This window comes from Shinella sp. JR1-6, assembly GCF_004284735.1.
Classification (GTDB): domain Bacteria; phylum Pseudomonadota; class Alphaproteobacteria; order Rhizobiales; family Rhizobiaceae; genus Shinella.
The window spans coordinates 488482-508213 of the sequence record NZ_SHMI01000003.1; the positions used below are offsets into that span (position 1 = coordinate 488482).

The window sequence follows — 19732 nt, forward strand, 5'->3', positions numbered from 1 at the left end:
CCTTGGCCGTCACCCTCGCCATCGAGAGCCCGCTTAGCGATGAGGTTCGCGCGCTGGTCGCCGAACTGAACATCGTGCTGCTCGCGCTCTCGCCGCCGGAGGCCTGCTACCACCTGACCGTCGAGCAGATGGCCGAGCCGGCCGTGACGGTCTGGATCGCCCGTGACGAGGGAACCGTCGTCGGCTGCGGTGCGCTGAAGCGCCATTCCGCGGCGGTGGGCGAGGTGAAGCGCATGTTCACCCGGCCGGACTGGCAGGGGCAGGGCATCGGCCGGCGCATCCTTGGCGAGATCCAGGCTGCCGCCGAACGGGAGAAGCTGGAAACGCTCGTGCTCGAAACAGGCGACCAGCACCCGGCTGCCTGGGCGATCTACGAGAAGGCCGGGTTCACCCGCTGCGGCCCCGTGCTCGACTATCCGGATTCACCCTATTCCATATTCTATCAAAAGCAGCTTCCTGCTGCCTGACCCGAAGTGACCGCACCCATGACCGATCTGACCCGCCTGACCATTGCCGAAGCCCGCGAAAAGCTCGGCGCCAAGGAGATCACCGCCGTCGAGCTGACGGACGCCTATCTCGGCGCGATCGAGGCGGCGAACCCTGTCATCAACGCCTATGTCGCCGTGACGCCGGAAAAGGCGCGCGATATGGCGAAGGCCTCCGATGGCCGCATCGCCGCCGGCAAGGCAGGTGCGCTTGAGGGCATCCCGCTCGGCATCAAGGACCTGTTTGCGACCGAGGGCGTGCATACCCAGGCCTGCAGCCACATCCTCGACGGCTTCAGGCCGGAATACGAATCGACGGTCACCGGGAACCTGTGGGCCGATGGCGCCGTCATGCTCGGCAAGCTGAACATGGACGAGTTCGCGATGGGCTCCTCCAACGAGAGTTCCTATTACGGCGTGGTCAAGAACCCGTGGCGCGCGAACGGATCCAACGCCGATCTCGTCCCGGGCGGTTCGTCCGGTGGTTCGGCCGCGGCCGTTGCCGCGTTCCTGTGCGCCGGTGCGACGGCGACGGACACCGGCGGCTCGATCCGTCAGCCCGCCGCCTTCACCGGCACCGTCGGCATCAAGCCGACCTATGGCCGCTGCTCGCGCTGGGGCATCGTCGCCTTCGCCTCCTCGCTCGACCAGGCCGGCCCGATCGCCCGCGACGTGCGCGATGCGGCGATCCTCTTGAAGTCCATGGCAAGCGTCGACGCCAAGGATACCACCTCCGTCGATCTGCCGGTGCCGGACTACGAAGCCGCGCTCGGCCAGTCGCTGAAGGGCATGCGTATCGGCATCCCGCGCGAATACCGTGTCGAGGGCATGCCGGAGGAGATCGAGGCGCTCTGGCAGCAGGGCATCGCCTGGCTGAAGGAGGCCGGTGCCGAGATCGTCGACATTTCCCTGCCGCACACCAAGTACGCGCTGCCGGCCTATTACATCGTTGCGCCCGCCGAAGCCTCGTCGAACCTCGCCCGCTATGACGGCGTGCGCTACGGCCTGCGCGTCGACGGCAAGGACATCGTCGACATGTACGAGAAGACGCGCGCTGCCGGTTTCGGCCAGGAGGTCAAGCGCCGCATCATGATCGGCACCTACGTGCTGTCGGCCGGGTACTACGACGCCTACTACCTCCAGGCGCAGAAGGTTCGCACGCTGATCAAGCGCGACTTTGAGCTCGCCTTCAACGCCGGTGTTGACGCGATCCTGACCCCGGCGACGCCGTCCTCCGCCTTTGGCATCGCCGACGAGGATCTCGCATCCGACCCGGTCAAGATGTACCTGCAGGACATTTTTACCGTCACGGTGAACATGGCCGGCCTGCCGGGCCTTTCCGTGCCCGCCGGTCTCGACCACAAGGGCCTGCCCCTCAGCCTCCAGCTCATTGGCAAGCCCTTCGAGGAGGAGGTCCTCTTCAAGACGGCGCATGTCATCGAAAAGGCCGCCGGCCGCTTCACGCCGGCCAGGTGGTGGTAAGGGGCCTTCAGCCCCTTCTGCCTGCACTGCGGGCGTACGGTTTCAATCGCCAGATCGTGTCGTAACGGCAACACCTGCCGTTACGACAGGCGTGTCCGCGTCTTTTTTGCTTGATCCCTTCCGAAGTCGAGAATAAACGCGCCGTCCCGGTCGTTCAGCCGGTGCGGATGTCAACGGATGGAGTTTTCCGCTCCTCCCGCGCGAGGCGGCCCTGCCGTCGCCGTGTACGGATGCCGCACCGAGAAGACTGGTATTGCGGACCTAGCTCAGCGGTAGAGCACCGGATGTTCCTCCGGAGGTCGCGGGTTCGATTCCCGTTGTCTGCTCCATTGGATAGCTCAGTGGTAGAGCATCAGATTGTTACTCTGACTGTGGAAGGTTCGAATCCTTCTCCAAAGCGCTGACTCAAAATCAGCGACAGCCTTCCAAGCTGTCTTACCTCCGGTCCGGGGACCGGACTGCGGACGGTAGACCGCAAGTGGGCCGAAAGGCGCGTTTGTGGAAAACCCGACGCCGGACATTCGCGGTCCGGTTCGCGGTGACGGTCAAGCCGCCTTCCGGCCGGCAAGGGTGCCGCGGCATCCAAGCCCGCTTGAAGGCCGCGCGGCCCTCTCCCGAAAACCCGCCGCCGATGGCCGTCAGCCGGTTCCCGGATCATGCCTGTTGAAACATACCCCGCCCGCAGGTTCCCCGGGCGAAAAGGGGCTCACCGGGAACTGGCAAGGGAAACGGAACCGGAACCGTGTTTGTGGTCCGCACCATCCCGCCGCCGATGCCAACAGAAACCAACGACGAAAGGACGATCGGTTCATGACGTAGCGTATGACCGAAGGAGCAGAACGATGACGATATTTCTCGATACGATCCTGGGGCGCACACGCGTCCTCGTGAAGGCAAACGAACGGGTGCTCGCCCTCTACAGGGGAGAAGTCCTCGGCATATTCGGCGCGGGTGAACACAGCCTGCCGAACCGCCGTGGCATGCTGGAGCTGGAACGTCACGACGTGAACCGGCCGACCTTCGTCTCGGCCTACGAGAAGCCGTTGTTCGATGGGCTCCCGGCGGTCGCGCAGCGCGAGCTGACGGTCTTTCGCACGAATGCCCGCGAGGTGGCTGTCGTCGAACGTGACGGTGAGCTTCACGCCGTTCTTGCACCGAACCAGAAGCTTGTGGTCTGGAACGCGGCAGGTCCGTGGACGGAGACGCGTGTCGACCTGGCCGGCGGGCTCGATGTCGATCCGGAGCTGATGCGCCGGTTGACGCGGGCGCGTCGCCTGGAACTCGTCACGGCCTTCCTGGTCAATGACGGGCAGGTCGGCCTGCTTGTCATCGACGGAACGCACCAGCGCATGCTGGAGCCGGGTGTCCACGCCTTCTGGAATGTCGGCCGGACGATCCAGGTGCGCGTGGTCGATCTCAAGCGCCAGTCGCTCGACGTCACCGGTCAGGAGCTGCTCACCCGCGACAAGGTCACGATCCGGGTGAACATCGCTGCCGAATACCGCGTCGTCGAACCGCTGAAGGCCGTCTCGGAGGTCAAGGATTTTGCGGATGCCCTCTACCGGGCGCTGCAGTTCGCCTTCCGCCAGACGCTCGGCACGCTGACGCTCGACCAGATCCTTGAGCGCAAGGGGACGGTCCATGCGGAGGCGGCCGAGAAGGTTCGCACCGACATGGCGGCGATCGGGGTCGAGGTCTCGGCCATCGAGCTCAAGGACGTGATCCTGCCGGGCGAGATGCGCGACATCCTCAACCAGGTTGTCGCCGCTGAAAAGCAGGCCGAGGCCAATGTCATTCGCCGCCGCGAGGAGACGAACGCCACCCGTTCGCTCCTCAACACGGCGAAGGTGATGGCGGAGAACCCGGTCATGCTGCGGCTGAAGGAGCTGGAAGCGCTGGAGGCCATCGCCGGCAAGGTCGAGCGCCTGACGATCCACAACGGAACGGCGGGCCTGATGAACGACCTCGTCCAGCTTCGCGACAAGTAGGGGATCGCCCGGCCGGAAGGCCGGGCGGTTCCGTTTCGGCGGGTATTCGCTTCCCTCTCTCCATCATCTCCGTGGATAGTCCTTCGTCTCCCTCGCCAAGCCTTTCCGGCAATGCTTTCATGGTGTCGGAAAGGGCCGCCCGCATGATCACCGTTCGCAATGCCCGTGAGGACGATGTTCCCGCTCTCGTCGACATCGGCGTTCGGGCCTGGGAACAGGCCGTCGTCGGCGTCGCCGACCTGCAGGTGCGGCGCGACTATGCCCGCAACGCCTTCCAGCAGTTCCTTGCCCGCCACTGGTTGCGGGTGAGCGTCGCTGAAACCGAGGGCCGGACGGCCGGATGGGCGGCGCGCGAGGCGCTGGACGACGAGATCAGCGACCTCTGGATCGACCCGCCCCAGCAGAAGAAGGGGCTCGGCTCCGCCTTGCTCTCCGCCATGGAGGCGGAGATCGTCGCAGCGGGTTTCGAGGCGGCGCGGTTGCAGACGCATGCCCGCAACACGGCCGCCGTCGGCTTCTTCCAGAAGCACGGCTATAGCGTGAACTGGCTGTCTATCGACTATTCCGAACGCCTCGACCGCGATGTCGAGTCGGTCGGCCTGCGCCGGCAGCTCGTTGCGGACGAGCCGCCCGGCTACGGGCCGGGCGGGTTCTGAGGGGAGGCGGGCTTTCGCCACGCCTCCCGCCGGTTTACTGGTTGTCCAGCTGGGCCCGCACCAGCTCCAGGCCGCGGTGCGTGATGCGGTAGGGCCTGCCGCCGGAGGAGGCGATGCACCGCCGGCGTTTCAGTTTCCGGAAGAGGTCGATGTCGAGGCCGCTCGCTCGCCAGCCGTCCCGCGTGATGCAGGCGACCGTCATGATCTTCCGGTTGTCGTCTTTTTCGATGTCGATCCTGCCGCCCTGGGCGAGCAGATGGAGAATGCGCTGTTCGGCGCGCGAAATGTCCATTGTCTTGAGAATCCGTCCGGCGTTCGAATGAACGCGAAAAAACGTTCCGCCACCTACGAGGTGGCAGGGCTCATCGTTTTTCCAGACCCTGCGCGCAAGCTGTCGCGGGCAGGGTCTTCAGCAGGTCTCAGACGAGTTAGACATCAAAACTCCATTTGCGGATGCCCCGGAATAGCCGGGGCATCCGCAAAGGTCAATGCATCGGCCAGATCAGGGAATGGTGCAGGAAGACGGCGGTCTTCACGCCGTTGGCCGAGGCGAGCGAGATGTTGGCTGCCCCGAGCGCGATGTCGCCGGCTGCATAGAGGCCGGGCAGGGACGTCTGGCCCGTGTCGTCTGTGTGGAGGATGCTGCCGATCGGCGTTTCCTTCAGCGTCAGGCCGCGCCCGGCCGGGATGGTGCTGCGCACCCGCGCCTCCGGCATCACGAAGAGCGCCTTCACGAGGGTCGGGATGCCCGGACCGGTCTCGACGGACAAGAGGCCATCCGGCCCGTCGGCGATGGCGGTGACGCGGCCCGGCCGGAGCTTCACATTGCGCTCGGCGAGCACGGCAAGGGCCGCGTCGTCCGGCTCCGGCGCCATGTTGGTAAAGAGCGTGACATTGCCCCAGTCGGCGACCACCGCCGCAAAGCGCGCCGCCTCGGCCGTGCGCGCCAGCACGCCGACCGGTCCACCGCCCACCTCGTAGCCATGGCAATAGGGGCAATGCAGCACCGTCTTGCCCCAGCGCTCGGCAAGGCCCGGGATATCGGGCAACTGGTCCTCGAAGCCGGTGGCAAGCAGCACGCGGCGCGCCACAATCCGCCCGCCGTCGCCGGTGACGACGGAGAAGGCGTCCTTCTCCCCGTCCAGCCGTTCGGCCGGCACGTCACGGAAGGTGACCGTCGCGTAGGCGGCCAGCTGTCGGCGGGCATCGGCAAGGATGTCGCGGCCCGGCCGGCCGTCCTGGGCGAGGAAGCCGTGCGAATGGGCGGCGAAGCGGTTGCGCGGCTCGCCGGTGTCGAGAATGGTGATGCGGCGCCGGGCGCGGGCAAGCTGCAGGGCGGCGGAAAGGCCGGCAAAGCCCCCGCCGATGATGATGGCATCTTCGGTCATGGTTCATCCTTTCTGTGGAGCGCGCGGCATCGTTCGCCCGATGGGTATCGGTCGTTCGATGCGGAGTATCGGGAAGGCGTTCCCGTTTAGCCGGTATCGGTCCGACGGCGTTTCGCCGCCACCCGGTAATCGGCGGCGAGGTCGGCAAGCGTCGTGCCGGCGAAGCGCGCCATCAGGATCGCCTCGGCGTCCTTCAGCGCGTCGCCGATCACCCGGTTGACGGATTGCTCGATCACGCAGCCCGGCATTTCCGTCGCCGGGCCGATCTGGAAGACGATCGGCTCGCCGAGCGCGTTGTAGATGTCGAGCAGCGAGATGTCCGCAAGCGGCCGGGCAAATTGCCAGCCGCCGCCATGGCCGCGGCCGGATTGCACGATACCGGTGTCGCGAAGGCCTGCCATGGTGCGCCGGACGACGACGGCATTGGTGTCGAGGCAGAGTGCAAGGTCGTCCGAGGTCATCGGCGCCTCGCGTTCGGCCATGTGCATGAGTGCGTGGAGCACGGCGGAAAGACGGCTGTTTCTTTTCATGTAACAATAATGGTTACGAATCTTGTCGTCTGTCAACATGCCGGCGAAGCAGGTGTCAGCCGGCGCGCAGTGTGCGGACGAGGGCAGGGCCGAAAATCAGCGTCGCCGGCACGAGCGCCGCGTGCAGAATCAGGATTGCCATCAGCTGCGTGCGAAAGGGCTCCTTGCGCGTCTTGTGCCGCAGCAGCCGTTGCGCGGCGACGGCGCCGAGGCTGCCGCCGAAGAGGGCGAACTGCAGCAGCCGCGCTTCGGAAACGCGCCAATGGCCGTCACGCGCAGCTTCCTTGTCCCACCAGTAGAGGCAGAACGTTACGACGTTGAGGAGAAGGAAGATGATGAGAAGCGTTGTCGTCGTACCCATGGCATCAGTTTAGTCGATCATCCTTGCGGCTTGGCTAACGAGGGTCGGCCTCATGCGCTGAAAACCTTGCACCGCCTGCCCATATGTTCTACCGAGACAGCACCGAAGACACCACAGCAAGAGCCGAAAATGACCCTCGTCGACGTCCGTACCCCCGATCCGAAACGCTTCATCCCCGGCGCCACCGGCGATTGGGAAGTCATCATCGGCATGGAGGTGCACGCGCAGGTCCTTTCGAATTCGAAACTGTTCTCCGGCGCCTCCACCGAATTCGGCAAGGCGCCGAATGCCAACGTCTCGCTCGTCGATGCGGCCATGCCCGGCATGCTGCCTGTGATCAACGAGGAATGCGTCCGGCAGGCCGTGCGCACCGGCCTCGGCCTCAAGGCGCAGATCAACCACCGCTCGATCTTCGACCGCAAGAACTACTTCTATCCGGACCTGCCGCAGGGCTACCAGATCTCGCAGTTCAAGGACCCGATCGTCGGCGAGGGCAAGATCGTCATCTCGCTCGGCCCCGACCGCCAGGGCAATTTTGAAGACATCGAGATCGGCATCGAGCGCCTGCACCTGGAGCAGGACGCCGGCAAGTCGATGCACGACCAGCATCCGACCATGTCCTATGTCGACCTCAACCGTTCGGGCGTCGCGCTGATGGAGATCGTCTCCAAGCCGGACATGCGCTCGTCTGATGAGGCCAAGGCCTATATGACGAAGCTGCGCTCCATCGTGCGCTATCTTGGCACCTGCGACGGCAACATGGACGAGGGCTCCATGCGCGCCGACGTCAACGTCTCCGTGCGCCGCCCTGGCGAAGGTTTCGGCACGCGCTGCGAGATCAAGAACGTCAACTCCATCCGCTTCATCGGCCAGGCGATCGAATACGAAGCCCGCCGCCAGATCGGCATTCTGGAGGATGGCGGTTCGATCGACCAGGAAACCCGCCTCTTCGATCCGGGCAAGGGCGAGACGCGCTCCATGCGCTCGAAGGAAGACGCGCACGACTACCGCTACTTCCCCGACCCGGACCTGCTGCCGCTGGAGTTCGACAACGAATTCGTCGGCAAGCTGCTCGCCGACCTGCCGGAACTGCCTGATGACAAGAAGATCCGCTTCGTCAAGGATCTCGGCCTTTCGGTCTACGACGCCTCGGTGCTCGTCTCGGAGAAGGCGATTGCCGACTATTACGAGGCCGTGGCTGCCGGCCGCGACGGCAAGACGGCCGCCAACTGGGTCATCAACGACTTGCTCGGTGCCTTGAACAAGGACGGCAAAGCCATTGAAGAGACTCCGGTTTCGCCCGCCCAGCTCGGCGGCATCATCGATCTCATCAAGGACGGCACCATCTCCGGCAAGATCGCCAAGGACCTCTTTGAAATCGTCTGGACCGAAGGCGGCAACCCGGCCGACATCGTCGAATCCCGCGGCATGAAGCAGGTGACGGACACCGGTGCCATCGAGAAGGCCGTCGATGAAATCATCGCCGCCAATCCCGATCAGGTCGCCAAGGTTCTCGCCAAGCCGACGCTTGCCGGCTGGTTCGTCGGCCAGGTGATGAAGGCGACGGGCGGCAAGGCCAACCCGCAGGCCGTGCAGGCCCTCGTCAAGGCCAAGCTGGGAATCGAGGACTAGGAAGCAATTCCAGGAAAAATGTGAAGCGGTTTTCCGTCTGGAACTGCTTCAAAACAAAGGAACTTCCCATGTTCTTCGTCCGCACGGCCTCCGAACGCGACCTGGCCAAGGTCAGCGCGCTTCTGGCCGAGACGTGGCACGCCACCTATGACGCGCTCTACGGCGCGGACAAGGTGCGCGAGATTACCGCGCGCTGGCATTCCGTGCCGGCGCTGAAGGCCCGGTTGGAGCGCAAGGACAGCGAGTTCGTCGTCGCCGACAACGGCAAGGAGCTTGCCGGCATGGGCTATGTCGCCATGGCGAGGGATCGGCCGAAGGTGGCGTTCCTGCACCAGCTCTACGTGCTGCCGCGCTATCAGCGCCAGGGCATCGGCCGCGACATGTTCGCGGAACTCGAAACCTGCTTCCCGGATGCCACGACGATGCTGCTGGAGGTCGACCCGCGCAACGATGCGGCGGTCGCCTTCTACTACGCGCACGGCTTTGCCAAGGTCGGCGAGGCGCAGCACACCGCCGACAACATCTCCGGTGTGCCGCTGGATGTCTATGAGAAGCCGCTCGGCGGCTGATCCGCGGCGAAAAGCCGTGGGCGAAGGGGCGGGAATCGCTGGACATTCCAGCGCTGCCGCGCCATAAGCGGAAGAAAGATCGCCCGCTTTCTGCGGGCGGCCCAACAGTCTCGGGCCGCGCTTCCGGCACGGCCCTGCCAAGGACGCCAGCCCATGAACCTTCTCAAGCAGATTTTTACCTGGTGGAACGGTCAGACGATCGGCACCCGTTTTCACACCTGGCGCTTCGGCACCCGGGTCGGCCAGGACGAACTCGGCAATGTCTACTACCAGGGCGGCGCGAAGGATTCCGAAGGGCGCACGCGCCGCTGGGTGATCTACAACGGGTATGCCGAAGCCTCCGCCATCCCGCCGGGCTGGCACGGCTGGATGCACCATCGCACCGATGTTTCCCCGGCCGATGAAAAGTATCAGGCCCGCGACTGGGAAAAGCCACACCGCCAGAACCCGACCGGCACCGCCCAGGCCTATCGTCCGCCGGGCTCGCTTGCCGCCGCCGGCGAACGTCCGCGCGTGACGGGCGACTACGACGCCTGGACGCCGGGCAACTGATACCGATTTGGCCACATTTCGCCGCTAGCTCCAAGCGACCGGCGAACGCCGGAGCGGTTCGCAGGAGACGGCATTCATGACATCAGGGTTTTTCTCGGCAAACGCCGGACGGCGGCTTCTTGTCGCCGCGCTTGCCGTGGCCGCCGCAGGCGCGGCGCTGTTGCCTGTGGCTGCGGAAGCCGCCCGCGTCGAGAACCCGGTCGCCGTCTTCTCCGGCATCGACAAGATCACTGGCCGCATCACCAATTTCGACGTCTATATCGGCGAGACCGTGCAGTTCGGCGCGCTCCAGGTGACACCGAAGGTCTGCTACAGCCGCGACGACACCGAGGCACAGAAGGTGACGTCCTTCGTCGAGGTCGACGAGATCACTCTCGACCGCAAGATCCGTCGCATCTTCACCGGCTGGATGTTTGCCGACAGCCCCGGTCTCAACGCCGTCGAACACGCCGTCTACGACGTGTGGCTGACCGAGTGCAAGGCGAAGTCTGACGTGCCGCCGCCGGAAGACGCGAAGGCGAAGACCCAGTAAATCGCTCTCCAGGGACGTTTTGCCTGCCCTCGTGGATCCCCGGGCCAAGCCCCGCGCCACATCTTCTCCGTCAAAACGGCAAATGCGGCGACGCCAGCGCGTTGGCCAGCATGTCCTCGTATTCGATCTTCGGCACATCGATTGCGCCGAATGTCTTCAGGTGCTCGGTGGTGAACTGCGTGTCGAGCAGGCGGAAACCGTTTTTCTTCAACCGCTCCACCAGATGCACCAGGCAGATCTTCGAGGCGTCCGTGCGCCGCGAAAACATGCTCTCGCCGAAGAAGGCCGCGCCGAGCGAGACGCCGTAGAGGCCGCCGACGAGTTTTTCCCCCTCCCATGCTTCCACGGAATGGGCATGGCCCATGCGGTGTAGCGTGCCGTAGAGCGACTTGATCTTCGTGTTGATCCAGGTGGAGGGCCGATCGGGCGCGGCCTCGGCGCAGGCGGCCAGCACCGCGTCGAAGGCGGTGTCGAAACGGATGTCGAAGGGCTTCTTGCGGATCGTCTTGGCGAGGCTGCGCGAGACGTGGAACGTATCGAGCGGGATGACGCCCCGTATGTCCGGCTCGACCCAGAAGAGTTCCGGGTCGTCGGCCGAATCAGCCATCGGGAAAAGCCCGATGGAATAGGCGCGCAGAAGCAGGTCCGGGGTGATTTCCGGGTGCCGGCTGCGTCGCCCTGCCATGACCGACGCCCCTCAGGCGTCGGTTTTGCCGGCCAGATAATTCTCCAGCCAGTGGATGTCGTAATCGCCGTTGGCGATGTCCTGATTGGCGATCAGGTCCTGGAAGAGCGGCAGCGTCGTCTTGATGCCGTCGATGACGAACTCGTCCAGAACGCGCCGCAGGCGCATCATGCATTCGACGCGAGTGCGGCCGTGCACGATGAGCTTGCCGATCAGGCTGTCGTAGTAGGGCGGGATGCGGTAGCCCTGATAGGCGCCCGAATCGACGCGCACGCCAAGGCCGCCCGGCGCGTGGAAATGCGTGATCGTACCCGGCGAGGGAACGAAGGTGCGCGGATCCTCGGCATTGATACGGCACTCGATGGCATGGCCGGAGAAGACGATGTCTTCCTGGCTCACCGAAAGGCCGGCGCCGGAGGCGACGCGGATCTGCTCGTGTACGAGGTCGATGCCGGTGATCGCTTCGGTGATCGGGTGCTCCACCTGAAGGCGGGTGTTCATCTCGATGAAATAGAACTCGCCGTTCTCGTAGAGGAACTCGACCGTGCCGGCGCCGCGGTATTTCAGCTTCTTCATGGCGTCGGCGCAGACCTGGCCGATCTTCATGCGCTGCTCGACGTTGAGGGCCGGAGAGTTGGCCTCTTCCCAGACCTTCTGGTGGCGGCGCTGCAACGAGCAGTCGCGCTCGCCGAGATGCACGGCATTGCCCATGCCGTCGCCGACGACCTGGATTTCGATATGGCGCGGCTTGCCGAGATACTTTTCCATGTAGACGGCGTCGTTGCCGAAGGCGGCGAGCGCCTCGGAGCGGGCCGTCGAGACGGCTTCTTCAAGATCGGCCTCGGTCTTGGCCACCTTCATGCCGCGGCCACCGCCACCGGCGGTCGCCTTGATGAGCACGGGAAAGCCGATCTGGCGGGCGACTTCGAGCGCGTTTTCCGGCTTCACCTCACCGTCGGAGCCAGGAACGACGGGGATGCCGAGTTCCTGCGCCGTCTGCTTGGCGGTGATCTTGTCGCCCATGATGCGGATGTGCTCCGCCGTCGGGCCGATGAAGGTGATGCCGTGCGCGTCGAGGATTTCCGCGAACTTGGCGTTTTCAGACAGGAAGCCGTAGCCGGGATGCACGGCGTCGGCGCCGGTGATCTCGCAGGCGGCGACGATCTGGTGGATGTTCAGATAGCTCTCGCGCGACGGGGGCGGGCCGATGCAGACGCTCTCGTCGGCGAGGCGCACATGCATGGCATCGGCATCCGCCGTCGAATGCACGGCGACCGTGGCGATGCCGAGCTCCTTGCACGCCCGAAGGACGCGAAGGGCGATTTCGCCGCGGTTGGCAATGAGGACTTTGGAGATCATGGGGGCCGCCTTATTCGATGATGACAAGCGGTTCGCCGTATTCGACCGGGCTTGCATCCGAGACGAGGATTTCGGTGACCTTGCCGGAGCGCGGCGCCGGGATCTGGTTCATCGTCTTCATGGCTTCGATGATGAGGATGGTCTGCCCTTCCTTGACCGTGGCGCCGACCTCGATAAAGGCACGGGCGCCCGGAGCAGGCGACAGATAGGCCGTACCGACCATCGGCGCCGTGACGGCGTTCTTGTTGTTACGGGCGTCGGCAACGGGGGCTGCGCCAGCCGTGGCTGCGACGGCCGGTGCGGCATAGGCGGCAGCCGGTGCGGCGATCGGTGCCTGGACATATTGCGGCGTGCCGGCGCGCGAGACGCGGATGCGCAGGTCGTCCTGCTCCACTTCGATCTCGGTGAGGTCCGTCTCGTTGAGGATGTTGGCGAGATCGCGGATGAGCGTCTGATCGATGCCGTGTTTCTTGTCAGCCATGGAAATGAGCCTCTTGTTTTTCTTATTTCGTGATGGACGAAAGCGCGTGAAGCGCGAGGATGTAGCTGTGCGCGCCGAAACCGCAGATGACGCCCTTGACGGCGGGCGCGATCATCGACGTGTGGCGGAATTCTTCGCGGGCATGCACATTGGAAAGGTGCAGTTCGACCACCGGCACCTTGATGGCGCGAATGGCGTCGTGCAGGGCGATCGAGGTGTGGGTATAGGCACCGGCATTGATGGCGATGCCAGCGGCGGCATCGCCGCCTTCGTGGATCCAGTCGACCAGATCGCCTTCATGGTTGGACTGGCGGAAATCGACCGCAAAGCCCAGCTTCTCACCCTCCGCCTTGCAGAGCGCCTCGATATCCGCAAGCGTGTGCCCGCCATAGATGCCGGGTTCACGTTTGCCGAGGGCATTCAGGTTGGGACCGTTGAGCACGAAAAGGGTGGAAGCCATTCACAATTCCGCATGCTGGAAAGACAATTACCTATAGACCGGCGGTTTCCACAGGGAAAGCCCCAAGGGCAGGGGCTTTGCCGGTCGAATGGGGCGATGTCCACAAGCAGCAACGGCTGAACACGGCCAGCGTGGCAGGAAGATGGCGGTTTTAGCAGGTCGCCTTGCCGCACGCCCTGACATTGGCGATCTTTTCGCGAAGGTCGTCCGCGCCCACCGCGCCGAAGATCATCTCCTGGCCGAGCACGTAGGACGGCGTGCCGGTGATGCCGAGCTCGTTGGCCAGCGAATAGGCTTCGCGCACCGCCTCGTCATGCGGCTTGTCGGCCATCGTCTTGCGGAGGTCAGCCTCGGCAAGGCCCATCGTCGCGGCAAGGGCGATCGCGCTTTCTTCCGTCGCGCGGCCCTCGTTGCCGAGCAGCGCGCGGTGGAACTCGCCGTACTTTTCAGGGGCGAGATCCCGCACGGCTGCGCTCACCTTGTGGGCGGCGAGCGAATCGGGGCCGAGGATCGGCAGTTCCTTCAAAACGAAGCGGATGTTCTTGTCTTCCTTCAGCAGCGCATCCATGTCGGAGAGCGCGCGCTTGCAGTAACCACAGTTGTAGTCGAAGAATTCGACGATCGTGACGTCGCCCTTCGGATTGCCGAGTGCGATGTCGTAGGGCGAGGAGAAGATCGCCTTTTCGTTGTCGGTGATGGCGGACTGGGCTTTCGCCTGCTGCTGCTCTTCCTGCTTCTTCTGCAGGGCCTCCTGCACCTCGATAAGGATTTCCGGGTTCTCGACGAGGTATTCCTTGATGAATTCGCCGATTTCCTTCTTCTGCGCATCATCGAGGGCAAGGGCGGGCAGGGGGGCTGCGACCGAAAGGGCAAGTGCTACCGTGGCCGCGAGCTTCGTCTTGAATGTCATGTCTTTGCTGTCCTCGTCGTGATGCGCCGGAGAAGTGCCATTGGCGGCCCCTCAACGTCAATGCGGGTCGTGGCGCTTTCAACGACCTTATGGTCGGGCAGGCGCAAACGATAGGGTAAAAGCGGCGGATTTTCGGCCCTCGCGGGATTGTGAAGACGGGCATCTTGCGGCAGGAAGACGCGACCCGAAGAACCGGAAGGCAGTCCCATGAAACTCTCCCGCCGCGGCGCCGTCGAACCCTTTCACGCCATGGATGTGCTGGCCGAGGCGACGAAGCGTCGTGCGGCCGGCCGGCCGGTGATTTCCATGGCCGTCGGCCAGCCCGTGCATCCCGCACCGCAAGCGGCGCGAGACGCCGCCCGCCGGGCGCTCGAGATCGGCCGCATCGGCTATACGGAGGCGCTCGGCCTCCTTTCGCTGCGCCGCGCCATATCCGATTTCTACAAGCGCCATCACGGCGTCTCCGTCGATCCGGGCCGGATCGCCATCACGACAGGCTCTTCGGCCGGCTTCAACCTCGCTTTTCTTGCGCTGTTCGATGCCGGCGACCGCGTTGCCATCGCGCGTCCCGGCTATCCGGCCTACCGCAATATCCTTGCGGCGCTCGGCATCGAGACGGTGGAAATCGAGGTGAATGCGGAAAACGGCTTCACGCTGACCCCGGCGGCGCTGGAGGCCGCCGCCGCTGCCCATGGCCGCATCGACGGCGTGCTGCTCGCCAGCCCCGCCAACCCGACGGGCACCGTGACCGGTCGCGCCAATCTTGCGGCGCTCTCCGCCTATTGCCGGGACAACGGCATCGCCTTCATCTCCGACGAGATCTACCACGGCCTCACCTTCGTCGGCGAAGAGGCGACGGCGCTGGAGTTCGGCGATGACGCGGTGATCATCAACTCCTTCTCGAAATACTATTGCATGACCGGCTGGCGCATCGGCTGGATGGTGCTGCCGGAGGCGCTGGTGCGCCCCGTCGAGCGCATCGCCCAGAGCCTCTACATTTCCGCGCCGGAGCTTTCGCAGATCGCGGCGGAAGCTGCGCTCGGGGCGGAGGCGGAACTCAACGTCTATCGCGACGCCTACAAAGCGAATCGCGACCTCCTGGTGAAGCGGCTGCCGGAACTTGGCTTTGCCATCGCCTCGCCGATGGACGGCGCCTTCTACGCCTATGTCGATGTCAGCCGATTCACCAATGACAGCATGGCCTTCGCTCGCCGCATGCTCGCGGAAACCGACGTCGCGGCGACGCCGGGTGCCGATTTCGATCCGCAGGACGGGCACCATACGATGCGCTTCTCCTATGCGGGCGCCTACGAGGAGATGAGCGAGGCGGTCGACCGCCTCGCGCGCTGGCTCGCCTGAAACGGGGAAAGCGGTACCGTTTCAGGCGCTTGTGGCGAGAACCGGATTCAATCCCGCAAGCCCCTGAATCGCCTTGTGAGCATCAGACCCGGTTGATCGACACACCGCCGTCGACGAGCATCGCCGTCCCGGTCGTGAAACTTGCGGCATCCGAGCACAGGAAGAGTGCGGCCTCGGCAATCTCCTCCGGCGCGGCGATGCGCTTGAAGGCATTGAGGCCGGCGATGAAGTCGCGCGCCTCCGGCGTGTTTGCCACCGCCCGCCCCATCGGCGTGTCCGTCGCGCCCGGTAGTAGCGCGTTCACGCGAATACCTTTCGGCCCGTATTCCGAGGCGAGCACCTGCACGAGGCCGACGAGGCCGGATTTCGAGGCGGCATAGGCTGCGAGCCCCGGAAAGCCGGCCGTGTAGCCGACGAAGGTCGAGGTGAAGACGAGGCTGCCGCCGCCGCGTGCTTCCATGGCCGGCAGCTGGTGTTTGGCCGCGAGAAAGCCACTGGTCAGGTTGATGGCGACGACGTCCTGCCATTCGGCCAGGGAAAGGGCGGTGAGGGGGCCGACCGTACCTGTTGTTCCGGCATTGTTGAAGGCGATGTCGAGGCCGCCGAATTCGGCCCGCGCCGCCTCGACCAGCGCCTGGTGGTGCGCTTCCTCGCTGACGTCGCCTGGCACCGCGACGGCGGTGCCGCCTGTTCCACGGATCTCGTCGGCAAGCTCTTCGAGCTGCTCGCGCCTGCGGGCGGAGAGCACGAGCCGTGCGCCCTGGCGGGCGAAGAGAAGCGCGGCGGCGCGGCCGATGCCGGAGCTGGCGCCGGTGACGATAGCGATCTTGTTGTCGAGACGGGGCATGAATTTCTCCCTTGCTGGTTTCCTGCGGCCCGGATGTCGCAGAAGGGAGCGACGGGAGCCACCCGAAACCCGCGCACGAAAAAGGCCCGGACAATGCCGGGCCCTTCTCAATTCCTGGATATTAGCGGCTTCTTAGAAGAAGCCGCGGCGCTGCCACCAGCCGCCCTTCTTGGGCTTTTCCGGTTCGTCGTCCAGCGCTGCTTCTTTCGTCGTCGAAGACTTCACCACCGGCTCGGAGGCTATCTTGGAGATGTCGCGGTTGGCGCGCCCGGGCTTGGCCGGTTCGTCAAGAGCGGCAGAGGCTGCTTCGACTTCCGGCTCGACCGGCGTTGTCTCTTCGGCGGCAGCAGCCGGCTGGGCCTCGATCTCGCTGCGGGCAGCTTCATCGGTGGCGACCTCTTCTACGGCCTTGGCACGGCTACGGCGAGCGCGCTTCGGCTTGGCCGGCGGCTCTTCAGCCACCACTTCGACCGGCGCTTCCTCGGCCGCGACGATCACTTCGGCGACCTCCACCTCGACGGCGACGGCCTCTTCGGCGTCGTCCGCATCGCTATCGCCGTCCTCGGAGCCTTCGGCGCCAGCCTCGAGCGAGCCGTCTTCGGGACGGTTGCGGCGGCCGCCGCGCTTGCCGCGGCGGCGGCGCTTGCGGCGATCGGACGTGTCGTCAGCCTGCGCCTGGGGTGTGTCTTCCGCACCCTCGTCGCCATCGGCCTCGTCGTCATCGAGCGCGTCGTCATCACCGGCCTGTTCGCCACCGAAGGATGCGGTGTCCGTGCCGTCACCGTTTTCGCGGCGGCCACGACGACGGCGGCGGCGCTTGCGCTTGTTGCGGCCGTTCTCATCGGATGTCGCCGACGAGGACGAAGCCTGCGCGGCCGCGGCCGGACGCGCTTCTTCCTCGTCTTCGTCGATCTCGTCTTCGACTACGATGTCGTCATCTTCCGGTTCGGGTTCGAAATGCAGTATCTGCTCGATCTTGACCGGGTTCTCGACGGGCTCGCCGCGGTCGATCGCAAAATGCTGCGCGCCGACATGGGCATCCGCCTCGATGATGATCTGGACGCCGAAGCGGGTCTCATAATCGATGATCGTGCCGCGCTTGTGGTTGAGCAGATAGAGCGCGATATCGGGCGTCGTGCGGACGACGATGTTGTGCGTCGTGTTCTTGAGCAGGTATTCCTCGATGCCGCGCAGGACGTGCAGCGCCACCGACGACTGCGAGCGGATATGGCCCGTGCCATTGCAATGCGGGCAGGTCTGCATGGTCGATTCGAGAACCGAAGCGCGGATGCGCTGGCGCGACATTTCCAAGAGGCCGAAATGCGAGATGCGGCCGACCTGGATGCGCGCGCGGTCGTTCTTGAGGTGGTCCTTGAGGCGCTTTTCGACCGACCGGTTGTTGCGCTTCTCCTCCATGTCGATGAAGTCGATGACGACGAGGCCGGCAAGGTCGCGCAGGCGAAGCTGGCGCGCCACTTCCTCGGCGGCTTCCAGGTTCGTCTGGAGCGCGGTCTCCTCGATCGAGTGTTCGCGCGTCGAGCGGCCGGAGTTGACGTCGATCGAGACGAGCGCCTCGGTCTGGTTGATGATGATGTAGCCGCCGGACTTCAGCGTCACCTGCGGCTGCAGCATGCGGTCGAGCTGGGCTTCGATGCCCGAGCGCGAGAAGATCGGATGCACGTCGCGATAGGGTTGCACGACCTTGGCATGGCTCGGCATCAGCATCTTCATGAAGCCCTTGGCTTCACGGTAGCCTTCCTCGCCGGCGACGATGATCTCGCTGATGTCCTTGTTGTAGAGGTCGCGGATCGAGCGCTTGATCAGCGAGCCTTCCTCATAGACGAGGCAGGGCGCGGTGGAGGCGAGCGTCAGCGTGCGGACGTTCTCCCACAGGCGCATCAGGTATTCGAAGTCGCGCTTGACCTCGACGCGGGTGCGGTTTGCGCCGGCGGTGCGCAGGATGACGCCCATGCCCTGCGGAACCTCGAGGTCGCGGGCGATTTCCTTCAGGCGCTTGCGGTCCTGCAGGTTGGTGATCTTGCGCGAAATGCCGCCGCCGCGCGCCGTGTTCGGCATCAGGACGGAGTAGCGGCCGGCGAGCGACAGGTAGGTGGTCAGCGCCGCGCCCTTGTTGCCGCGCTCTTCCTTGGCGACCTGCACAAGCAGGATCTGGCGGCGCTTGATGACTTCCTGGATGCGGTACTGCTTGCGCGGCTTGCGCACGACGCGATCCGGAACCTCTTCCATCGCGTCTTCGGCGCCGACGGATTCGATGACTTCCTTTTCCTCGCCGTGATGGTCGTCGTCGTCATCGTCGTCATCGCGGCGACGGCGGCCGCGCGAACGTTCGGCGGGCTCGGAAACCTCGTCGGTGTCGACGGCCATGGCCATCGCGCCGCCGGGGGTCTCGTCGTCGCTGCTCTCGGCGGCCTCTTCGGCGGCCGGTGCATCCTCGGCTTTCGCCTTGGGCTTGCGCGGGCGGCGCGGCTTCTTCGGCTTTTCGGCCGGTGCCTCTTCCGCAAGGGCGGCCGCGGCTTCGACGACTTCGGCCTCGACAACAGTCTCGGCGGTTTCTGCCTCGACGGGCGCAACGGCCTGCACTTCTTCTTCAACGGCGGCTGTTTCCGGCGTTGCCGCGTCTTCGGAGCGATCGCCCGCGGTCTCGACATGCTCGATGTCGTCGTCGCGGCGGTGCTCCTCGGCCTCGGCCCTCAGCAGGGCCTGTCGGTCGGCAAGCGGGATCTGGTAGTAATCCGGGTGGATTTCGGCGAAGGCCAGGAAGCCGTGGCGGTTGCCGCCGTAATCGACGAAGGCCGCCTGGAGCGACGGTTCGACGCGTGTGACCTTGGCAAGGTAGATATTGCCGCGGATCTGTTTCTTGTGTTCGGATTCGAAGTCGAATTCTTCTATGCGGTTTCCGCGCACGACAACGACGCGCGTCTCTTCAGAGTGAGACGCATCGATAAGCATTTTCTCTGCCATGTAGATTGAGCTCCTCGGCGCAGCCGCGATCCTGGCGGCGAACCGTTCCCATCTAGGGAGGTGCCGGGGGAGGAGGGGGATGCGCCGGATATGTAAGTTCTCGTCGGGCCCCGGTGCGGGGTTAGCGGACGGAGGGTGGCCGGTGCGCGAGCGCCCCGGTGCCTGTTACCCTCTGGTAGTATCCGCTGTGACAACATCAACGTCCAACGAGAATGCCTGTGCCATAGACCTGAGCGGTCCGATGAAATTGCCCTTGGGTAAGGGCGTTTGGTGGAAATCCACCTTGACTGTCCCGGCCACCGCCGGTTTACGCGATCTTATCGGCCGGGAAAAAGCGGTGCGACGGCGGATGAAGGCCCGGTTCGGCGCCAAGCCCCGAAGGAGTGGCTGCCTGCTCTAAGCGATTCTATCCCGTCTATTCTTTTTCCCTGATTTTGCTTTTATGGCGGATATGTCACAATGGCAAGGGAAAAG

General features: G+C 64.8%; 20 protein-coding genes and 2 tRNA genes. 11 read left to right on the forward strand and 11 right to left on the reverse strand.

What is annotated here, in order from left to right; genetic code table 11:
• The first annotated feature begins 2 nt into the window (after positions 1–2).
• The 6 genes from EXZ48_RS07600 (at position 3) to EXZ48_RS07625 (ending at position 4611) form a co-directional block, all read left to right on the forward strand.
• Positions 3–467: a GNAT family N-acetyltransferase gene (locus tag EXZ48_RS07600; RefSeq protein WP_130515103.1), complete on the forward strand. Its 465-nt coding sequence runs from the start codon at positions 3–5 to the stop codon at positions 465–467.
• 18 nt (positions 468–485) lie between these two features.
• Positions 486–1967 carry an Asp-tRNA(Asn)/Glu-tRNA(Gln) amidotransferase subunit GatA gene (gene gatA, locus EXZ48_RS07605; RefSeq protein ID WP_050743062.1) on the forward strand — a complete coding sequence of 494 codons (1482 nt, stop codon included), beginning with the start codon at positions 486–488 and terminating at the stop codon, positions 1965–1967.
• Between the two features lie 255 nt (positions 1968–2222).
• A tRNA-OTHER gene (locus tag EXZ48_RS07610) sits at positions 2223–2296 on the forward strand.
• Positions 2291–2367 (forward strand) — tRNA-Asn (locus EXZ48_RS07615). The genes EXZ48_RS07610 and EXZ48_RS07615 overlap by 6 nt, the downstream gene beginning before the upstream one ends.
• Before the next feature lie 442 nt (positions 2368–2809).
• Entirely contained in the window at positions 2810–3955 is a 1146-nt protein-coding gene (locus EXZ48_RS07620; protein WP_130515104.1) for a slipin family protein, read from the forward strand.
• 143 nt (positions 3956–4098) lie between these two features.
• Positions 4099–4611 (forward strand): GNAT family N-acetyltransferase, encoded by a 513-nt coding sequence (locus EXZ48_RS07625; protein ID WP_024270875.1) that lies wholly within the window; start codon positions 4099–4101, stop codon positions 4609–4611.
• A 34-nt stretch (positions 4612–4645) separates the two neighbouring features.
• Here EXZ48_RS07625 and EXZ48_RS07630 read toward each other — a convergent pair whose 3' ends face one another.
• The 4 genes from EXZ48_RS07630 to EXZ48_RS07645 form a co-directional block, all read right to left on the reverse strand.
• Positions 4646–4903 carry a YjhX family toxin gene (locus EXZ48_RS07630; protein WP_023514041.1) on the reverse strand — a complete coding sequence of 86 codons (258 nt, stop codon included), beginning with the start codon at positions 4901–4903 and terminating at the stop codon, positions 4646–4648.
• A gap of 193 nt (positions 4904–5096) precedes the next feature.
• Positions 5097–5999, reverse strand: coding sequence for an NAD(P)/FAD-dependent oxidoreductase (locus EXZ48_RS07635; RefSeq protein ID WP_130515106.1), 903 nt, complete (start codon positions 5997–5999; stop codon positions 5097–5099).
• 86 nt (positions 6000–6085) lie between these two features.
• Complete coding sequence (locus EXZ48_RS07640; protein WP_130515108.1) at positions 6086–6529, reverse strand: Rrf2 family transcriptional regulator; 444 nt, start codon at positions 6527–6529, stop codon at positions 6086–6088.
• Between the two features lie 55 nt (positions 6530–6584).
• On the reverse strand, positions 6585–6890 hold the full coding sequence (locus EXZ48_RS07645; protein ID WP_130515110.1) for a DUF1294 domain-containing protein: 306 nt from the start codon (positions 6888–6890) through the stop codon (positions 6585–6587).
• Positions 6891–7019: 129 nt separating this feature from the next.
• Here EXZ48_RS07645 and gatB point away from each other — a divergent pair, with 129 nt between their 5' ends.
• From gatB to EXZ48_RS07665, 4 genes are all read left to right on the forward strand, one after another.
• Positions 7020–8522 carry an Asp-tRNA(Asn)/Glu-tRNA(Gln) amidotransferase subunit GatB gene (gene gatB / locus EXZ48_RS07650; protein ID WP_023514045.1) on the forward strand — a complete coding sequence of 501 codons (1503 nt, stop codon included), beginning with the start codon at positions 7020–7022 and terminating at the stop codon, positions 8520–8522.
• 68 nt (positions 8523–8590) lie between these two features.
• Positions 8591–9091 (forward strand): GNAT family N-acetyltransferase, encoded by a 501-nt coding sequence (locus tag EXZ48_RS07655; protein ID WP_130515112.1) that lies wholly within the window; start codon positions 8591–8593, stop codon positions 9089–9091.
• Between the two features lie 153 nt (positions 9092–9244).
• Positions 9245–9643 (forward strand): NADH:ubiquinone oxidoreductase subunit NDUFA12, encoded by a 399-nt coding sequence (locus EXZ48_RS07660; protein ID WP_023514047.1) that lies wholly within the window; start codon positions 9245–9247, stop codon positions 9641–9643.
• Positions 9644–9719: 76 nt separating this feature from the next.
• Entirely contained in the window at positions 9720–10175 is a 456-nt protein-coding gene (locus tag EXZ48_RS07665; RefSeq protein ID WP_023514048.1) for a DUF2155 domain-containing protein, read from the forward strand.
• A gap of 70 nt (positions 10176–10245) precedes the next feature.
• On the opposite strand, the gene aat is transcribed toward EXZ48_RS07665, so the two are convergent.
• The 5 genes from aat to EXZ48_RS07690 all read right to left on the reverse strand — a co-directional run bounded on the left by aat (position 10246) and on the right by EXZ48_RS07690 (position 14070).
• A complete protein-coding gene (gene aat / locus EXZ48_RS07670; protein WP_130515114.1) occupies positions 10246–10860 on the reverse strand; it encodes a leucyl/phenylalanyl-tRNA--protein transferase in 615 nt (204 codons plus the stop codon).
• A gap of 12 nt (positions 10861–10872) precedes the next feature.
• On the reverse strand, positions 10873–12219 hold the full coding sequence (gene accC, locus EXZ48_RS07675; protein ID WP_023514050.1) for an acetyl-CoA carboxylase biotin carboxylase subunit: 1347 nt from the start codon (positions 12217–12219) through the stop codon (positions 10873–10875).
• Between the two features lie 10 nt (positions 12220–12229).
• Positions 12230–12700, reverse strand: coding sequence for an acetyl-CoA carboxylase biotin carboxyl carrier protein (gene accB, locus EXZ48_RS07680; protein WP_023514051.1), 471 nt, complete (start codon positions 12698–12700; stop codon positions 12230–12232).
• A gap of 22 nt (positions 12701–12722) precedes the next feature.
• Positions 12723–13160, reverse strand: coding sequence for a type II 3-dehydroquinate dehydratase (gene aroQ, locus EXZ48_RS07685; protein ID WP_023514052.1), 438 nt, complete (start codon positions 13158–13160; stop codon positions 12723–12725).
• Positions 13161–13311: 151 nt separating this feature from the next.
• Positions 13312–14070: a DsbA family protein gene (locus EXZ48_RS07690; RefSeq protein ID WP_130515116.1), complete on the reverse strand. Its 759-nt coding sequence runs from the start codon at positions 14068–14070 to the stop codon at positions 13312–13314.
• 207 nt (positions 14071–14277) lie between these two features.
• Between EXZ48_RS07690 and EXZ48_RS07695 the strand changes: the two genes are divergently transcribed.
• Positions 14278–15429 (forward strand): pyridoxal phosphate-dependent aminotransferase, encoded by a 1152-nt coding sequence (locus tag EXZ48_RS07695; RefSeq protein WP_130515118.1) that lies wholly within the window; start codon positions 14278–14280, stop codon positions 15427–15429.
• Between the two features lie 82 nt (positions 15430–15511).
• Here EXZ48_RS07695 and EXZ48_RS07700 read toward each other — a convergent pair whose 3' ends face one another.
• Positions 15512–16276, reverse strand: coding sequence for an SDR family oxidoreductase (locus EXZ48_RS07700; protein ID WP_130515120.1), 765 nt, complete (start codon positions 16274–16276; stop codon positions 15512–15514).
• A gap of 132 nt (positions 16277–16408) precedes the next feature.
• Positions 16409–19258 carry a ribonuclease E/G gene (locus EXZ48_RS07705; protein WP_130515122.1) on the reverse strand — a complete coding sequence of 950 codons (2850 nt, stop codon included), beginning with the start codon at positions 19256–19258 and terminating at the stop codon, positions 16409–16411.
• Between the last annotated feature and the right edge of the window lie 474 nt (positions 19259–19732).

Excerpts from the sequence above, each read along its gene's own strand:
- EXZ48_RS07695 (WP_130515118.1), top strand. The coding sequence starts at position 14,278 with ATGAAACTCTCCCGCCGCGGCGCCGTCGAACCCTTTCACGCCATGGAT.
- aat (WP_130515114.1), bottom strand. The coding sequence starts at position 10,860 with ATGGCAGGGCGACGCAGCCGGCACCCGGAAATCACCCCGGACCTGCTT.
- EXZ48_RS07655 (WP_130515112.1), top strand. The coding sequence starts at position 8,591 with ATGTTCTTCGTCCGCACGGCCTCCGAACGCGACCTGGCCAAGGTCAGC.
- EXZ48_RS07635 (WP_130515106.1), bottom strand. The coding sequence starts at position 5,999 with ATGACCGAAGATGCCATCATCATCGGCGGGGGCTTTGCCGGCCTTTCC.
- accC (WP_023514050.1), bottom strand. The coding sequence starts at position 12,219 with ATGATCTCCAAAGTCCTCATTGCCAACCGCGGCGAAATCGCCCTTCGC.
- gatB (WP_023514045.1), top strand. The coding sequence starts at position 7,020 with ATGACCCTCGTCGACGTCCGTACCCCCGATCCGAAACGCTTCATCCCC.
- EXZ48_RS07700 (WP_130515120.1), bottom strand. The coding sequence starts at position 16,276 with ATGCCCCGTCTCGACAACAAGATCGCTATCGTCACCGGCGCCAGCTCC.
- EXZ48_RS07690 (WP_130515116.1), bottom strand. The coding sequence starts at position 14,070 with ATGACATTCAAGACGAAGCTCGCGGCCACGGTAGCACTTGCCCTTTCG.
- EXZ48_RS07665 (WP_023514048.1), top strand. The coding sequence starts at position 9,720 with ATGACATCAGGGTTTTTCTCGGCAAACGCCGGACGGCGGCTTCTTGTC.
- EXZ48_RS07660 (WP_023514047.1), top strand. The coding sequence starts at position 9,245 with ATGAACCTTCTCAAGCAGATTTTTACCTGGTGGAACGGTCAGACGATC.
- EXZ48_RS07705 (WP_130515122.1), bottom strand. The coding sequence starts at position 19,258 with ATGGCAGAGAAAATGCTTATCGATGCGTCTCACTCTGAAGAGACGCGC.
- aroQ (WP_023514052.1), bottom strand. The coding sequence starts at position 13,160 with ATGGCTTCCACCCTTTTCGTGCTCAACGGTCCCAACCTGAATGCCCTC.
- EXZ48_RS07630 (WP_023514041.1), bottom strand. The coding sequence starts at position 4,903 with ATGGACATTTCGCGCGCCGAACAGCGCATTCTCCATCTGCTCGCCCAG.
- EXZ48_RS07640 (WP_130515108.1), bottom strand. The coding sequence starts at position 6,529 with ATGAAAAGAAACAGCCGTCTTTCCGCCGTGCTCCACGCACTCATGCAC.
- EXZ48_RS07620 (WP_130515104.1), top strand. The coding sequence starts at position 2,810 with ATGACGATATTTCTCGATACGATCCTGGGGCGCACACGCGTCCTCGTG.
- accB (WP_023514051.1), bottom strand. The coding sequence starts at position 12,700 with ATGGCTGACAAGAAACACGGCATCGATCAGACGCTCATCCGCGATCTC.
- EXZ48_RS07625 (WP_024270875.1), top strand. The coding sequence starts at position 4,099 with ATGATCACCGTTCGCAATGCCCGTGAGGACGATGTTCCCGCTCTCGTC.
- gatA (WP_050743062.1), top strand. The coding sequence starts at position 486 with ATGACCGATCTGACCCGCCTGACCATTGCCGAAGCCCGCGAAAAGCTC.
- EXZ48_RS07645 (WP_130515110.1), bottom strand. The coding sequence starts at position 6,890 with ATGGGTACGACGACAACGCTTCTCATCATCTTCCTTCTCCTCAACGTC.